At 59.6% G+C, this 13,849-nt stretch carries 15 protein-coding genes; 7 read left to right on the top strand and 8 right to left on the bottom strand.

The genetic code is table 11. The features are described from left to right. Nucleotides 1-82: 82 nt before the first annotated feature. Nucleotides 83-1,069: an NAD(P)/FAD-dependent oxidoreductase gene (locus PSH64_RS25335; protein ID WP_305479053.1), complete on the bottom strand. Its 987-nt coding sequence runs from the start codon at nucleotides 1,067-1,069 to the stop codon at nucleotides 83-85. 196 nt (nucleotides 1,070-1,265) lie between these two features. On the opposite strand from PSH64_RS25335, the gene PSH64_RS25330 reads away from it, so the two are divergent. Both PSH64_RS25330 and hemH read left to right on the top strand, forming a co-directional pair. Continuing rightward, nucleotides 1,266-2,168, top strand: a complete 903-nt coding sequence (locus PSH64_RS25330; protein WP_305479052.1) for a TIGR01777 family oxidoreductase — start codon at nucleotides 1,266-1,268, stop codon at nucleotides 2,166-2,168. Nucleotides 2,169-2,181: 13 nt separating this feature from the next. Next, nucleotides 2,182-3,204, top strand: coding sequence for a ferrochelatase (gene hemH / locus PSH64_RS25325; protein WP_105347981.1), 1,023 nt, complete (start codon nucleotides 2,182-2,184; stop codon nucleotides 3,202-3,204). A gap of 135 nt (nucleotides 3,205-3,339) precedes the next feature. Here hemH and PSH64_RS25320 read toward each other — a convergent pair whose 3' ends face one another. Together PSH64_RS25320 and upp are read right to left on the bottom strand one after the other, a co-directional pair. Next, nucleotides 3,340-4,614: a uracil-xanthine permease family protein gene (locus PSH64_RS25320; RefSeq protein WP_305479049.1), complete on the bottom strand. Its 1,275-nt coding sequence runs from the start codon at nucleotides 4,612-4,614 to the stop codon at nucleotides 3,340-3,342. Nucleotides 4,615-4,616: 2 nt separating this feature from the next. Beyond that, a complete protein-coding gene (upp, locus tag PSH64_RS25315; RefSeq protein WP_007939777.1) occupies nucleotides 4,617-5,255 on the bottom strand; it encodes a uracil phosphoribosyltransferase in 639 nt (212 codons plus the stop codon). A 176-nt stretch (nucleotides 5,256-5,431) separates the two neighbouring features. Between upp and PSH64_RS25310 the strand changes: the two genes are divergently transcribed. Then, the gene (locus tag PSH64_RS25310; RefSeq protein ID WP_007905841.1) at nucleotides 5,432-5,989 is read left to right on the top strand and encodes a hypoxanthine-guanine phosphoribosyltransferase; all 558 of its coding nucleotides are present in this window, start codon (nucleotides 5,432-5,434) and stop codon (nucleotides 5,987-5,989) included. Between the two features lie 60 nt (nucleotides 5,990-6,049). On the opposite strand, the gene dauA is transcribed toward PSH64_RS25310, so the two are convergent. After that, a complete protein-coding gene (gene dauA, locus PSH64_RS25305; RefSeq protein WP_305479047.1) occupies nucleotides 6,050-7,771 on the bottom strand; it encodes a C4-dicarboxylic acid transporter DauA in 1,722 nt (573 codons plus the stop codon). Nucleotides 7,772-7,921: 150 nt separating this feature from the next. On the opposite strand from dauA, the gene PSH64_RS25300 reads away from it, so the two are divergent. Next, entirely contained in the window at nucleotides 7,922-8,407 is a 486-nt protein-coding gene (locus PSH64_RS25300; protein ID WP_105347974.1) for a hypothetical protein, read from the top strand. A gap of 63 nt (nucleotides 8,408-8,470) precedes the next feature. After that, a complete protein-coding gene (locus tag PSH64_RS25295) occupies nucleotides 8,471-8,758 on the top strand; it encodes a PA4642 family protein (protein ID WP_105347971.1) in 288 nt (95 codons plus the stop codon). Nucleotides 8,759-8,984: 226 nt separating this feature from the next. Here PSH64_RS25295 and mqo read toward each other — a convergent pair whose 3' ends face one another. Together mqo and PSH64_RS25285 are read right to left on the bottom strand one after the other, a co-directional pair. Continuing rightward, nucleotides 8,985-10,493, bottom strand: a complete 1,509-nt coding sequence (mqo, locus tag PSH64_RS25290) for a malate dehydrogenase (quinone) (RefSeq protein WP_105347969.1) — start codon at nucleotides 10,491-10,493, stop codon at nucleotides 8,985-8,987. A 740-nt stretch (nucleotides 10,494-11,233) separates the two neighbouring features. Beyond that, nucleotides 11,234-11,467 (bottom strand): hypothetical protein, encoded by a 234-nt coding sequence (locus PSH64_RS25285; RefSeq protein ID WP_105347966.1) that lies wholly within the window; start codon nucleotides 11,465-11,467, stop codon nucleotides 11,234-11,236. A gap of 205 nt (nucleotides 11,468-11,672) precedes the next feature. Here PSH64_RS25285 and PSH64_RS25280 point away from each other — a divergent pair, with 205 nt between their 5' ends. Further along, nucleotides 11,673-12,257 carry a YajG family lipoprotein gene (locus PSH64_RS25280; RefSeq protein ID WP_105347963.1) on the top strand — a complete coding sequence of 195 codons (585 nt, stop codon included), beginning with the start codon at nucleotides 11,673-11,675 and terminating at the stop codon, nucleotides 12,255-12,257. A gap of 165 nt (nucleotides 12,258-12,422) precedes the next feature. Here the strand turns inward: PSH64_RS25280 and PSH64_RS25275 are convergent, their stop codons facing one another. Both PSH64_RS25275 and PSH64_RS25270 read right to left on the bottom strand, forming a co-directional pair. Further along, nucleotides 12,423-12,800, bottom strand: coding sequence for a DUF6124 family protein (locus tag PSH64_RS25275; protein ID WP_105347961.1), 378 nt, complete (start codon nucleotides 12,798-12,800; stop codon nucleotides 12,423-12,425). A 320-nt stretch (nucleotides 12,801-13,120) separates the two neighbouring features. Further along, complete coding sequence (locus PSH64_RS25270) at nucleotides 13,121-13,327, bottom strand: hypothetical protein (RefSeq protein ID WP_007939788.1); 207 nt, start codon at nucleotides 13,325-13,327, stop codon at nucleotides 13,121-13,123. Between the two features lie 194 nt (nucleotides 13,328-13,521). Here PSH64_RS25270 and PSH64_RS25265 point away from each other — a divergent pair, with 194 nt between their 5' ends. Then, nucleotides 13,522-13,800: a hypothetical protein gene (locus PSH64_RS25265; protein ID WP_105347958.1), complete on the top strand. Its 279-nt coding sequence runs from the start codon at nucleotides 13,522-13,524 to the stop codon at nucleotides 13,798-13,800. Nucleotides 13,801-13,849: the final 49 nt, after the last annotated feature.

Here is a 13,849-nt window from a genome sequence, read left to right as displayed (position 1 = left end):
GTACAAGTCAATTTTTTTGTATAGGTTTTTAGCGAAGCTGCTGCCCATGTCGACAGCAGCGATGGGCTGGACTTGATTCAATTCACTGCAGGTGTTCGTGCAGCCGGCGGGCTGCTTCCTGACCACTGAGCCAGGCGCCTTCGACACGGCCGGACAGGCACCAGTCACCGCACACATACAGGCCCAGATCGGCATCGGCCAGGGCACCCCATTCATGGCTGCTGGCCGGCCGGGCATAAAGCCAGCGGTGAGCGAGGCTGAAGGTCGGAGCAGGCATGGCATCGTGCAGCAATTCGGCAAAGGCACCGTGCAATTGCTCGATCACCGCTTCCTTGGGCAGGTCGATATGCTGCCGGCTCCACGTGCTGGTGGCGTGCAGCACCCAAGTGTCGAGGGTGGTGTCGCGTCCCGGTTTACTGCGGTTGCGCGCCAGCCAGTCGAGGGGGCTGTCTTGCACGAAGCAACCTTCAATGGGGGTTTCCAGTGGCGTGTCGAACGCCAGGGCGACCGCCCAGGTGGGCTCCATTTTTACTCCGGCGGCGGCTCCGGCGAGTTTCGGTGCCGCAGCCAGCAGCGCGGTCGCCTGCGGGGCGGGCATGGCGATGACAACATGACTGAACGGGCCGTGAGTGAAACCCTCGGCGTCTTGCAGATGCCAATGTTCTTCGCCGCGATAGACCTCGGTGATGCGGCAGGCGAAATGCACTTCCAGATCCCCAAGCAGGCCGCGTGTGATCGCGCTCATGCGTGGCGTGCCGACCCAGCGTGTCTGTTCGTCCGGCGAGGGTCTGAGCTGGCCGCCATGAAAGGTATAGAGCTGCGGCGTCCATACGGCGACCCAACCATTGGTTTGCCAGCGCTGGACTTCAGTGACGAAGCGACGGTCGCGGGCGGTGAAATATTGCGCACCCATGTCCAGAGCACCCGCATCGCTGCGCTTGCTCGACATGCGTCCGCCGCTGCCGCGGCTTTTATCGAAAAGTTGAACGATATGCCCGGCCTCCGTGAGGGCCTGGGCGGCTGAGAGTCCGGCGATGCCGGTGCCGATGATTGCGATAGGTACAGTCATAGGGGCCTCGTTTACCTGTCTGTACAGACTACGCCGTGGTTCAAACCTGTACAATATTGTTTTTTGGTATAACTTTTAGCGTTCTTGTTCTGAGAGCTTGGCCTATTGTTAAACACAGAGCCTGCCCGATACCAAAGATCCCTGCTTATAAAAATAGACTAGTGATCCGGGTAAAACGCCACGCGAGGAAGAAGTCATGCACATATTGCTGACCGGCGGTACTGGTTTGATAGGACGTCAGCTCTGCCGACACTGGTTGAGTCAGGGACATCACCTCACAGTCTGGAGTCGCACACCCGCAAAAGTCGCCAAAATCTGTGGCGCTCAGGTACGGGGAATAGCACGGCTTGAGGATCTGGGACAAGAACCGGTGGACGCAATCATCAACCTTGCGGGGGCGCCGATCGCCGATCGGCTCTGGACTCATAAACGCAAAGCGCTGTTGTGGAGCAGCCGGATCACCCTGACCGAAACCCTGCTGGCCTGGCTCGAAAGCCGTGAACAGAAACCGCAGGTACTGATCTCCGGCTCAGCGATCGGTTGGTACGGCGATGGCGGCGAGCGGGAGTTGACCGAGGAGTCTCCACCGGTCATTGATGATTTCGCCAGCCAATTGTGCATCGCCTGGGAAGAAACCGCGCAGCGCGCCGAAGCCTTGGGCGTTCGCGTGATCCTGATTCGTACCGGGTTGGTGTTGTCCGCCGAGGGCGGCTTTTTGTCGCGGCTGTTGTTGCCGTTCAAACTGGGGCTGGGCGGGCCGATCGGCAACGGTCGGCAGTGGATGCCGTGGATTCATATCGAGGATCAAATCGCCTTGATTGATTTTCTTCTGCATCGCAATGAGGCCAGCGGTCCCTATAATGCCTGCGCGCCCAAGCCGGTGCGCAATCGCGAATTCGCTAAAACGTTGGGTGAGGTGTTGCATCGTCCGGCGTTCATGCCGATGCCGACCCTCGTCTTGAAGGTCGCCCTGGGCGAATTGTCATTGTTGTTGCTGGGTGGCCAGAAGGCCATGCCGACTCGCTTGCTGGAAGCGGGTTTCACTTTCCGGTTCACTGATTTGCGCGCGGCACTGGACGATCTGTCCAGCCGCCTCTGAAATAGGACGTTGCATGACCGATCACGCGTTGCTTCTGGTCAACCTGGGTTCACCTGCTTCCACCTCGGTGGCGGATGTGCGCAGCTACCTCAATCAATTTCTGATGGACCCGTACGTGATCGACCTGCCGTGGCCCGTCCGGCGTTTGCTGGTGTCGTTGATTCTGATCAAGCGCCCGGAGCAGTCGGCCCACGCTTATGCGTCGATCTGGTGGGAGGAGGGCTCGCCACTGGTGGTGCTCAGTCGTCGTTTGCAACAGGCCATGACCCGGCAGTGGACCCACGGGCCTGTTGAGCTGGCGATGCGTTACGGCGAGCCGTCCATTGAGTCCGCGCTGGTGCGGCTGGCTGCCCAGGGCCACAAGAAAGTGACCCTGGCGCCGCTCTATCCGCAATTCGCCGACAGTACCGTGACCACGGTGATCGAAGAGGCCAAGCGCGTGGTGCGGGAAAAAAATCTCGACGTGCAGTTCTCGGTTCTTCAGCCGTTCTACGATCAGCCGGAATACCTCGATGCGTTGGTGGCCAGTGTCAGGCCTTATTTGCAACAGGATTTCGATCACCTGCTGCTGAGTTTCCACGGTTTGCCGGAACGGCACCTGAAGAAGCTCAATCCGGGGCACAGCTTCGAAGGTGGCGGCGATTGCTGCGCCGGTGCCCCTCCGGAAGTGGTCGCGACGTGCTATCGCGGTCAGTGCCTGCGCACGGCCGCAGAGTTTGCCAGGCGCATGGGCATACCGGACGGCAAGTGGTCGGTATCGTTCCAGTCGCGTCTGGGCCGGGCCAAATGGATCGAACCCTACACCGAAGCGCGCCTCGATGAATTGGCCAAGAGCGGTGTGAAGAAAGTCCTGGTGATGTGCCCGGCGTTCGTTGCCGATTGCATCGAGACACTGGAAGAGATCGGTGATCGCGGGAAGGAGCAATTCCGCGAGGCGGGAGGGGAGGAGTTGGTGCTGGTGCCTTGCCTCAACGATGAGCCGCAATGGGCCAAGGCATTGACTGCCTTGTGTGAACGGGCGCCGTTGGCGCTTTAAAAGCTTCGCGGGCAAGCCCGCCCGCTCCCATATTTGATCGGTGTCGAACAAAAAAATCAGTGCTCACCGACTATCTAATGTGGGAGCGGGCTTGCTCGCGAAAGCTATCTCTCAAACAACAAAGAACTTAAGCCCTTACAACAGCGGCTCATCCGCCTTCTTGTGCTTCCAGCTGTCATTGCCCGGCAGCAACAGGTTCAGTGCAATCGCCACCACCGCGCACAGCGCGATGCCTTTGAGGCCGAAATCGTCCGGGCCGGTACCGGTGCCGACCAGCATGCCGCCGATCCCGAATACCAGCGTCACCGAGACAATCACCAGATTGCGTGCTTCGCCCAGGTCGATCTTGTGGCGAATCATGGTGTTCATCCCCACCGCGGCAATCGAGCCGAACAACAGGCAGAGAATCCCGCCCATCACCGGCACCGGGATGCTTTGCAGCAGTGCGCCGAACTTGCCGATGAACGCCAGGCTGATGGCGAAGATCGCTGCCCAGGTCATGATTTTCGGGTTGTAGTTTTTGGTCAGCATCACCGCGCCGGTCACTTCGGCGTAAGTGGTGTTGGGCGGGCCACCGAACAGGCCGGCTGCGGTGGTGGCAATGCCATCGCCGAGCAGAGTGCGGTGCAGGCCGGGCTTTTTCAGGTAATCACGACCGGTCACGCTACCCACGGCAATCACGCCGCCGATGTGCTCGATAGCCGGAGCCAGGGCCACCGGAACGATGAACAAAATTGCCTGCCAGTTGAATTCCGGTGCCGTGAAGTGTGGAATTGCGAACCACGGTGCCGCGGCAATCTTTGCGGTATCGACCACGCCGAAGTAGAACGCCATGGCGAAACCCACCAGCACTCCGGAAATGATCGGTACCAGGCGGAAAATACCTTTGCCGAACACCGCGACGATCAGGGTGGTCAGCAGCGCCGGCATCGAAATCATCATCGCCGTCTGGTAATGAATCAGCTCGGTGCCATCGCCGGCCTTGCCCATTGCCATGTTGGCGGCAATCGGCGCCATGGCCAGGCCAATGGAGATGATCACCGGGCCAATCACCACCGGAGGCAGCAAGCGGTCGATGAACCCGGTGCCCTTGATCTTCACGGCAAGGCCGAGGAAGGTGTAGACGAAACCCGCCGCCATCACGCCGCCCATGGTCGCCGCGAGGCCGAACTGGCCTTTGGCGAGAATGATCGGGGTGATGAAGGCAAAGCTCGAAGCGAGGAACACCGGTACCTGACGCCCGGTGACCACCTGGAACAGAATCGTCCCAAGGCCTGCGGTGAACAGCGCCACGTTCGGGTCGAGGCCGGTAATCAGCGGCATCAACACCAGGGCGCCGAAGGCCACGAACAGCATCTGCGCGCCGGACAGTACCGTGCGCCAGAGCGGATCGTTGAACTCTTGCTGCATGGTCACGCGTCCTTTTGCTTGGTGCCGAAGATCTTGTCACCGGCATCGCCCAAGCCTGGGATGATGTAACCGTGTTCATTCAGTTTCTGGTCAATGGAAGCGGTGTAGATGGTCACGTCCGGGTGAGCCTTCTCCACAGCGGCGATGCCTTCGGGAGCGGCCACCAACACCATCGCCCGGATGTCTTTGCAGCCAGCCTTTTTCAGCAAATCGATGGTGGCGACCATCGAGCCGCCGGTGGCGAGCATCGGGTCGATGATCATCGCCAGGCGCTCGTCGATTTCCGGCACCAGTTTTTCCAGGTAGGTGTGGGCTTCGAGGGTTTCCTCGTTGCGGGCCACGCCTACCGCGCTGACCTTGGCGCCCGGGATCAGGCTCAGTACGCCTTCGAGCATGCCGATACCGGCACGCAGGATCGGCACCACGGTAATTTTCTTGCCGGCGATTTTCTCCACCGACACCGTGCCGCACCAGCCTTCGATGTCGTAGCTTTCCAGCGGCAGGTCTTTGGTGGCTTCATAGGTCAGCAGGGCGCCGACTTCCTGAGCGAGCTCACGGAAATTCTTCGTGCTGATGTCGGCGCGGCGCATAAGGCCAAGTTTATGACGGATCAGCGGATGGCGGATCTCACGGATGGGCATGGGGAAAGGCTCCGGCGGCGGGCAAAAAAACCGGCCTAGATTAATCTATCCGAGGGTGTTGTCCTATAGACATACAGTACGTTAGTCCACAAACGCTTGATCTGGCCGTGCGGGATGCGTACCTTTGCCCGCTTTTCCGAATCCGTCCCTCCCCCTCAAACCCCTTGGAGAGCGCCATGTCCGCTGATCTCGAGCATATCCGTCAAATCATGCGAGAGGCTGACTGCCTGTACACCGAAGCTGAAGTCGAGGCGGCCATCGCCCGCGTCGGTGCACACATCAACGAACAACTGGCTGAAAGCAATCCGGTGGTGTTCTGTGTGATGAACGGCGGCCTGATTTTCGCCGGCAAGCTGCTCACCCATCTGCAATTCCCGCTGGAAGCGTCCTACCTGCACGCCACCCGCTATCGCAACGAAACCAGCGGCGGCGATCTGTTCTGGAAAGCCAAGCCGGAAGTTTCGTTCATCGACCGCGACGTGCTGATCATCGACGACATCCTCGACGAAGGTCACACCCTGGGCGCGATCATCGACTTCTGCAAACACGCCGGTGCCCGCAAAGTGCACACCGCCGTGCTGATCGACAAGGACCACGACCGCAAGGCTCGCCCGGACCTGAAAGCCGATTTCGTCGGCCTGCCGTGCATCGACCGTTACATCTTCGGTTACGGCATGGACTACAAAGGCTACTGGCGTAACGCCAACGGGATTTTTGCCGTTAAAGGCATGTAAGCAGGGCGACTGTCCGGGGGCGGTTTTTACCGCCGTGCGCAGTTCGCTTGAACTGCGTGTTCAGTCCTGCCCGGCGAGCCAGCGTTCGCTTTTGCGTCGAGCCTGTTCCAGGTTGTTCACGTAAGCCAACTGGCGCTGTTCCCGATGGATTCCTGCGCGCCTGAATTTCAGGCGCACCCGCGCAGCCGTCCCCACCAGAATCAGGCCGATGCCGTCGGTGCGGTAATCCCTGAGGATGTTGTCGAAAGCCGCCAGCGCTGTCATGTCCAGCATGGACACGGCACTCATCTCGACAATCACCACTTTGACCTCCGGGCTGAATTTGCGCAGCACGCCCAGGGCTTTTTCCGCAGCGCCGAAAAACAGCGGCCCGCGTATCGCATAGCAACGAACATGCTCCGGCATATCCTGCAAGGCTTGATGGAATTCGCGAGGCAGCTCGGCGGTGTCGGTGAGGTCGCTCATGCGCTTGATGAACAACCCGGCGGCCAGCAACAGCCCAACGGCAACGGCCAGCACCATGTCGAACAGCACTGTCAGGCTCAGACAGGTCAGCAAGACCAGTACATCGCTGCGTGGTGCGATGCGCAAGGTGTGCACGACATGCCGGGCCTCGCTCATGTTCCACGCCACCATCACGAGCAGTGCCGCCAGCGCGGCCATCGGCAAGTAGCTGAACAGCGGGGCGAGGACGAGTATCGCCAGCAGCACCACCGCACTGTGGATAATTGCCGCCAATGGCGAAAACGCCCCGCTGCGCACGTTGGTGGCGCTGCGGGCGATCGCCGCGGTGGCGGTAATGCCGCCGAACAACGGGGCGACCAGGTTACCGATGCCCTGACCCAGGAGTTCGGCATTGGGGTCATGTTTGCTGCCCGTCATGCCATCGGCTACCACCGCGCACAACAACGATTCGATGGCGCCGAGCATGGCAATGGCGAACGCTGGCGCCATTAATTGGCGGATCAGGTCGTAAGACAAATGCAGCGGCTGACCATTGGGGCCTGGCAGATTCCACGGCCAGTCGAAGCTCGGCAGAAACGGCGGAATGCCAGGGTGGCTGACGCCATCGACGATATAGCTGAAGCGTTCGCCCAGCGTCGCAATCGGTAACCCGCCGCTTTCCAGGGCCAGCCCCAGCAACGCGCCGACGGCCAGTGCCACCAGATGCCCCGGAATTCGTGGCACGAAGCGCGGCCAGACGATCAGAACCGCCAGGCACATAACTCCAATGATCCCGTCCCCCAGGCGGGCGCTGGGTAATGCCTGGAGCAGCGCACCTAATTGCTCGATGTAATGCTCGGCATGCCCGGTGGTACTCAGGCCCAGCAAATCCTTCAATTGGAGGGTGGCGATGACAATACCGATCCCGGCGGTAAAGCCCAGGGTCACCGGATAAGGGATGTACTGAATCAGCCGCCCGGCCCGAATCAGCCCCAAGGCAATCAGGATTGCCCCGGCAAGCATGGTGCAAAGCAGCAGGCCGCCCAGACCGTATTGCTGGGTGATCGGCAGCAGTATCACCACGAACGCGGCTGTCGGCCCGCTGACGTTGAAGCGCGAGCCTCCCGTCAGTGCGATCAGGGGGGCGGCGATCAGCACCGTATACAAACCTTGCTGGGGCGCTACGCCCACCGCAATCGCCAGGGCCATGGCCAGGGGGATGGCGATAATCCCTACCGTCACCCCGGCACTGATATCGCCGCGCAGGCGTCTGAGGCTATAACCTGCACGCAGGGTCTGACGCCAGGCGGCGAATAACGGGGGGATGGAGAATGGCATGGGGACTCCACAGTAGACGGCGCGCCGTCGAAACAGGGCTGAAGGCTCTTTCAGTATGGCCAGCCTTGCCTTCCAGAGTATTGATCTGGATCGGTTATTCGCTCGATTGATCACATGTTAGAGTGCTCGGCCTCGTCCCTGGAGCCTGTCATGAGTCTTTTGATCCGCAGCTGCGCCGCCCTGATGTTGGTCTTCAGCCTGCCCCTGGCCGCTGCCCCGGCACCGATGCACGTGCAGTTTTTGCCCCCGGACGACTTGACGCTGCGTGACGCCGAACCCGAGCAACAACAACTGTTGCAGGTCACCGAGTATTCGGTGGTCCTGGGTAGCCAGCGTCAGTCCAACCAACAGCCGATCCCGGTCACCTCACCGCTGCTGATCCGCCTCAAGGGCAAACCCTTGAACAAGGGCGCGACCATCAGCCAGGTGCTGGTCAACTTCGATGGCGAAAGCAAAAGCCTGAAAAAGCCGATCTACGACGACAAGAGCAAAACCCTGACGCTCTATTACCCGCTGGCCCAGTACCGCGTGGTGATCGACTTGCTGCGCAACGAAACGGTGTATTGCCAGTTTTTGAATTACGCCAACGGCCATATCTGGGCCGATCTGCACACCGGCAGCGTTCGTCCGCGTTGAGCCCCATGGCCGTGCGGGGGTAAACTGCCCGCCCTGTGAAATGTCTGCGAGCTGGAGTCGGCAATGCGTAAAGATAAGAAGCAAGTGATTGGTGACGAGATCGGCGATGCGCAGATCAAACTGTTCCTCGATTTCGAGCCGGTCGACGCCACTTCACCGTCGCTGCACAAACTGATCAAGGCGTACCGCGGCCTGCGCATCGATGACTTCGAGCGTTTTCTGACGTTCTTTGTCGAAGCCGGCTACGATCTGGACGGCAAGGATGAGCACGGCAATGATTTCGTGGCACTGATTCAGGATCAACGCAACGCGGCCGAGTACATCGAGTTGATCGAGAAGGCTCGCGGTTAACCTCAGACACACCAGTTGTTGCCCTGAGTTGGTTGGTGCTTGTGCTGTCCCCTTCGCGAGCAAGCCCGCTCCCACATTTGATTTGTGTACGCCGATCCACTGTGGGAGCGGGCTTGCTCGCGAAGGCGGTGTAACTAACACCGAGGATCTTAAGGCCATCTGTTGCACAGCCCATAAAAAAACGCCCCGCCCTCAATGAGGACGGGGCGTTTTTTATGCCGCCGAATCAAGCGTAGCTTTGGGTTTCGCTGCTTGCTTCAACCAGTTCCAGCGCGACGTTGTTCTGCGTATTGATCTTGCGATACAGCGCAGCATCGGTTTCCAGGACCTTTTCCCGAGCCGGGAAGATTTCCGCCAGTTTGGCAGCCCATTCGCCCTTGGCCTTGTTCGGGAAGCACTTCTCGATCAGTTCCAGCATGATCGAAACGGTCACCGAGGCACCTGGGGACGCGCCGAGCAGGGCGGCCAGGGAACCGTCCTTGGCCGCAACCAGTTCCGTACCGAACTGCAGAACGCCGCCTTTCTTCGGGTCTTTCTTGATGATCTGCACCCGTTGGCCGGCCACTTCCAGGCGCCAGTCTTCGGCTTTCGCCTGTGGATAAAAGCGGCGCAGGGATTCCAGGCGCTGCTCCATCGACTGCATCACTTCGCTGACCAGGTACTTGGTCAGGTCCATGTTGTTTTTCGCCACGGCCAGCATTGGGCCGATGTTGCCGGCGCGGACCGACATCGGCAGGTCCATGAAGGAGCCGTGCTTGAGGAACTTGGTGGTGAAGCCGGCGTAAGGTCCGAACAGCAGGGACTTCTTGCCATCGACCACACGGGTGTCCAGGTGCGGCACCGACATCGGTGGCGAACCCACTGCCGCCTGGCTGTAGACTTTTGCCTGGTGGTGCTTGACCACTTCCGGGTTGTCGCAACGCAGCCACTGACCGCTGATCGGGAAGCCGCCGAAGCCTTTGCTTTCTTCGATGCCCGAGGCTTGCAGCAGTGGCAGCGCCGCGCCGCCAGCGCCGAGGAAGACGAACTTGGCGTCGACTTCACGGGTGTTGCCGCTATTGACGTCCTTGATGCTGACGGTCCAGCCGCCGTTGTTACGCTTCAGGCCGGTGACGCGCTTGCAGTACTTGACCTGGGCATCGGGTGCGCTGGTCAGGTGCTTGAGCAGTTGGTTGGTCAGGGCGCCGAAGTTGACGTCGGTGCCGTTCATCACGCGGGTGGCGGCGAGGACTTCGTCGGCCGGACGGCCCGGCATCATCAACGGCATCCACTCGGCCATCTTGGCTTTGTCTTCGGTGTATTCCATGTCCGAGAAGGCATGGTGCTTGCTCAGGGTCTTGAAGCGTTCCTTGAGGAAGGACACGCCATTCTCACCCTGCACGAAGCTCAGGTGCGGCACCGGGCTGATGAACGATTTGCACGAACCGAAGGTGCCTTTCTTGGTCAGGTAGGACCAGAACTGCTTCGACACCTCGAACTGGGTGTTGATGTGCACGGCTTTCTTGATGTCGACGGTGCCGTCAGCGGCCTGCGGTGTGTAGTTCAGCTCACACAGCCCGGCGTGACCGGTACCGGCGTTGTTCCACGGATTGGAACTCTCCGCGGCACCGGAATCCATCAGCTCGACGACTTCCAGCTTGATCGCGGGGTCGAGCTCTTTGAGCAGTACAGCAAGGGTGGCACTCATGATGCCGGCCCCAACCAGTACTACGTCGACTGCTTCGTTATGCGCCATTTAACGCGTCTCCAAAATCTGCAGCACCAAATTGTCGGCATAGCTGCCAGGCGTTCCGGGGCGTGTCAGTGATGCCCCAGGTACCCATGGCCAGGATCGCCATGTCCGAATCTTCGCAATTTTTCGCAACTTCGACGGATGCATGCGGCCTGGCCTCAAGAGTCACATGAACTCATTTCGGCGCGCGGCTGGCAATTCGACTTATGGTCGAGACATCCGTTTGTGCAACCAAATCCGTAGTGGACAGGCTTCAGTCCCCGGTGTTCGAGGAATACTCGGTCCTGTGTCGTTGGGCTGTTGTAGACGCTAATGGTGCATGTTCAGACGCAAAACTATTCATTTGCTCGCCACACTCTTGTGAAGTTGTGAAAACCCGTTTTTTTCACGCTCTTTTGAAGACGTGAACCTCAAAAAAGGGCTGTCCCAGCCTGGCACCGTGCCCGAAGGGATTGCCGCCATGGGATACATGACAGGCAAAACGGGCAAACAGCTCAGTGACCGAGCGTAATGACAGCTCTGCAGATTCGCGAAAAGTGGGGGTTTTGCTTGAGAAACAGCAAGCACGCCAGCTTCACTCGATCTGTGTGGGCGGCTCTCTGTGGGCGGTTCGGGGTGTCAATACCGGGGCATTGAACGATGCTGCGAGGCCCGATCAGGAGACGTCCTTATAATCGGGGGGAGATTGTAACGAAGAAACGCAGGGAAATGGTCGTGTTTAATGACTTTTATTAGGTGTCCGGTCAGGTGGTCAGCAGTTGCTGCGCGTGTGCACGTGGCGGGTGCTGGCTGACACGGGCGCTGGCGGGCAAAGGCTGGTGCAGCCAGTTGAGGCGGATTTCTTCGATTTCGACCCAGCCATCACCCATGGGCTGGAGGCTGCACTGCTTGAAGGCCTGGCAGTGACCATTACGGTCGAGCAGGGCGAAGCTGCGGTGCAGCGGGCGTGGTGCGAACATCGAGATGAGAAAACGCATGGCAAAGTACCTTGTGGATAGCTGCCGTGAAGGTTGCCAGCGGGCGATGACGTGCGCGTGTCCGGGCGGTGACAAAAGTGTGACAGGAACCGCGCTGTACCGGGTTTGTCAGAGATTTCAGTAATCATTGCGCGAAGCTAGTTCGCCACAGTGGCGCACCGCTATACTGCAGGCACTGTTAGTGCCTGATTCTGGAGAGAAGAGCATGTTGCAACGCCTGTTGTTCGGTTTGATCACTGTGACCAGTTTGACCCTCGTCGGCTGCGCCCACAGCCCGCAACAACTGAACCCGGAACCCAAGCTGACGGCTCAGCTGGCGCCGGTCGGCCATGGTCAGCCGGTGGTGGTGCGTGTGGTGGACGGCCGTCCGTCGCCAACCCTGGGGACCCGTGGCGGTCTGTATCCGGAGACCAGTGCGATCACTGTGCAGGGCGCGCAGATTCTGCCGAAACTGCAGGCTCAGGCTGAGGCGGCCGTACGGTTGCTGGGCTTTACGCCGACGGCCAATGCGTTGAATGCACCGCAATTGACGGTGACCCTGGCCGAGCTGAAGTACCAGTCGCCCAAAGAAGGCCTGTATGTGACTGAGGCGACGATTGGCGCAACGTTCCGTTCGGATGTGCAGAATGCCAACCGTCGTTACAGCGGTCGTTATGGTGCGTCGCTGGATCAGCGTTTTGGCATGGCGCCGAACCAGGAAACCAATACCAAACTGGTCAGCGATGTGTTGAGTGATGCGTTGACCCGCTTGTTCAAGGACCCGACGATTGGTCAGGTGCTTGCCGAGTAACGGTTTGCGGCTTGTTTAAAGAACCCGGTGCCAGTGATGGCGCCGGGTTTTTTTCTGCCCGCAGATCCATTGTGGGAGCGGGCTTGCTCGCGAAGGCGGTGTGTCAGGTAACTGAATGTTGAATGCAAGAAAGCCTTCGCGAGCAAGCCCGCTCCCACAGGGGGATCAGCTGTGTGGCGCAGGTTTTGGCACGCTCACGTTATCCAGCATCCGATTCACCGCCAGTTCCGCCAGCATGACGATCTGTTGAATCGCCATCGCTGTGTGCCGGTGCGGCCCTTCCAGATACCCCGCAAAATCACTCGCCATCACGCTGGCCTGGGCCAACGATTCACAGGTGTGGGCCAACAGGTCTTCGTCTTTGATATCCGGCGCAACCATAAACATCGTGCTCGGTTTGCGGGCCACGGGGGATTTGAGGGCGGCTGGGTTGAGGTAGTGATCGAGCGCGCGGTTGGCGGCGTCGTGGAGTTTTTTTGAATCGAGGGATTCGTAGGGGGAAACGTCGTCGGTTTCTGGGGGATTCGGTGTTTCTTTAATCATGGCAAATCTCCATTGAGTCATTGGAGCTGCCACTTTTCCGTTTCCACACGAGTAGGTGGCAGCTGTGCGCAGGGTGGAAAACCGAGACAACGGACAAAACCCGGCAGACCCGAAGGCCTCCCACGCACAGCCGCCATAACTCAAAACGGCGGCCAGAAAAACGCCGCAGTATGCCATGGGACCATGTCTGTTGAACCTCGGGTTTCCACACCCGGTCGCTGATGTGCAGCGACCCCCAAAGCCTATCCACCCCATTTCCGAGCGACAACCTTCAAAACCTGTCGGAATCTTCCCTTTCAATCACTGCGTTTGTAGGACGCTCAAGCCGCCTCCGAATAGAAATCCAGAACACTCACCCCGGTCAGCAAGTCCGTCTCCGGCAAATCCGCATGTTGATGCCCGCCCAACGCGCAATACACCAGCCAATGCCGGTCCTGTACATTGAAGGCAAGGCTGCCGACTAAGGTTTGTTGTTCGTCGCTTTGGGCAATGAGGTAGAGGCGGTCCTGGTTTTCGGCGTGGAGCATGACGGGGTCCGTGTCGGTTTCGAGGGGCGACAGACTGGCGGATTCAGATGACGGCGCCATGACACAGGACAGTCATCGGCTAAATGGTTTCGTTATTTGTCGGAAAGCCGGGGCAGGTCAGGGCACTTTCGGTAGAATCCGCGCCGTGGTCGTCGGTCCCGGCGTCTGCTACACCGGTTTGCCTGAGGTTTGTGATGTCGCTGCAATTGATTTCGCTCTTTACCGCTCATCCTGCCAAATTGATCAACCTGCTGGCTTTGCTGTTTGCCTGCCCGGGCGGCTGGTTGCTGCATGCCACCCGTCGTCGTGAACAACGTGCCTTGGCCAGTATCGAAGCCCAGCGCCAGAGCCGACCCAGCGAAGAGCCAACGCTCGATTGGGCGACCTTGCGCATGAACCGGTTTTTCTACCGCTTCGGTTTTGCCTGCCTCGGGATGGCGTTACTGGTGTCGTGGGTCAGTACTCGCGTCTAACCGCGACGCGGTAACTTGTGGCGAGGGGGCTTGCCCCCGTTGGGCTGCA

The sequence above is a fragment of the Pseudomonas sp. FP1742 genome (genome assembly GCF_030687145.1).
Taxonomy (GTDB): Bacteria; Pseudomonadota; Gammaproteobacteria; order Pseudomonadales; family Pseudomonadaceae; genus Aquipseudomonas; species Aquipseudomonas frederiksbergensis_D.
The sequence above is the reverse complement of the archived record's forward strand: the minus strand, read 5'-3'. Positions and strand labels throughout refer to the sequence as shown.

Excerpts from the sequence above, each read along its gene's own strand:
- PSH64_RS25310 (WP_007905841.1), top strand. The coding sequence starts at position 5,432 with ATGTCCGCTGATCTCGAGCATATCCGTCAAATCATGCGAGAGGCTGAC.
- PSH64_RS25265 (WP_105347958.1), top strand. The coding sequence starts at position 13,522 with ATGTCGCTGCAATTGATTTCGCTCTTTACCGCTCATCCTGCCAAATTG.
- upp (WP_007939777.1), bottom strand. The coding sequence starts at position 5,255 with ATGCCCATCCGTGAGATCCGCCATCCGCTGATCCGTCATAAACTTGGC.
- PSH64_RS25280 (WP_105347963.1), top strand. The coding sequence starts at position 11,673 with ATGTTGCAACGCCTGTTGTTCGGTTTGATCACTGTGACCAGTTTGACC.
- PSH64_RS25335 (WP_305479053.1), bottom strand. The coding sequence starts at position 1,069 with ATGACTGTACCTATCGCAATCATCGGCACCGGCATCGCCGGACTCTCA.
- PSH64_RS25330 (WP_305479052.1), top strand. The coding sequence starts at position 1,266 with ATGCACATATTGCTGACCGGCGGTACTGGTTTGATAGGACGTCAGCTC.
- PSH64_RS25320 (WP_305479049.1), bottom strand. The coding sequence starts at position 4,614 with ATGCAGCAAGAGTTCAACGATCCGCTCTGGCGCACGGTACTGTCCGGC.
- PSH64_RS25295 (WP_105347971.1), top strand. The coding sequence starts at position 8,471 with ATGCGTAAAGATAAGAAGCAAGTGATTGGTGACGAGATCGGCGATGCG.
- hemH (WP_105347981.1), top strand. The coding sequence starts at position 2,182 with ATGACCGATCACGCGTTGCTTCTGGTCAACCTGGGTTCACCTGCTTCC.
- dauA (WP_305479047.1), bottom strand. The coding sequence starts at position 7,771 with ATGCCATTCTCCATCCCCCCGTTATTCGCCGCCTGGCGTCAGACCCTG.
- mqo (WP_105347969.1), bottom strand. The coding sequence starts at position 10,493 with ATGGCGCATAACGAAGCAGTCGACGTAGTACTGGTTGGGGCCGGCATC.
- PSH64_RS25285 (WP_105347966.1), bottom strand. The coding sequence starts at position 11,467 with ATGCGTTTTCTCATCTCGATGTTCGCACCACGCCCGCTGCACCGCAGC.
- PSH64_RS25270 (WP_007939788.1), bottom strand. The coding sequence starts at position 13,327 with ATGCTCCACGCCGAAAACCAGGACCGCCTCTACCTCATTGCCCAAAGC.
- PSH64_RS25275 (WP_105347961.1), bottom strand. The coding sequence starts at position 12,800 with ATGATTAAAGAAACACCGAATCCCCCAGAAACCGACGACGTTTCCCCC.
- PSH64_RS25300 (WP_105347974.1), top strand. The coding sequence starts at position 7,922 with ATGAGTCTTTTGATCCGCAGCTGCGCCGCCCTGATGTTGGTCTTCAGC.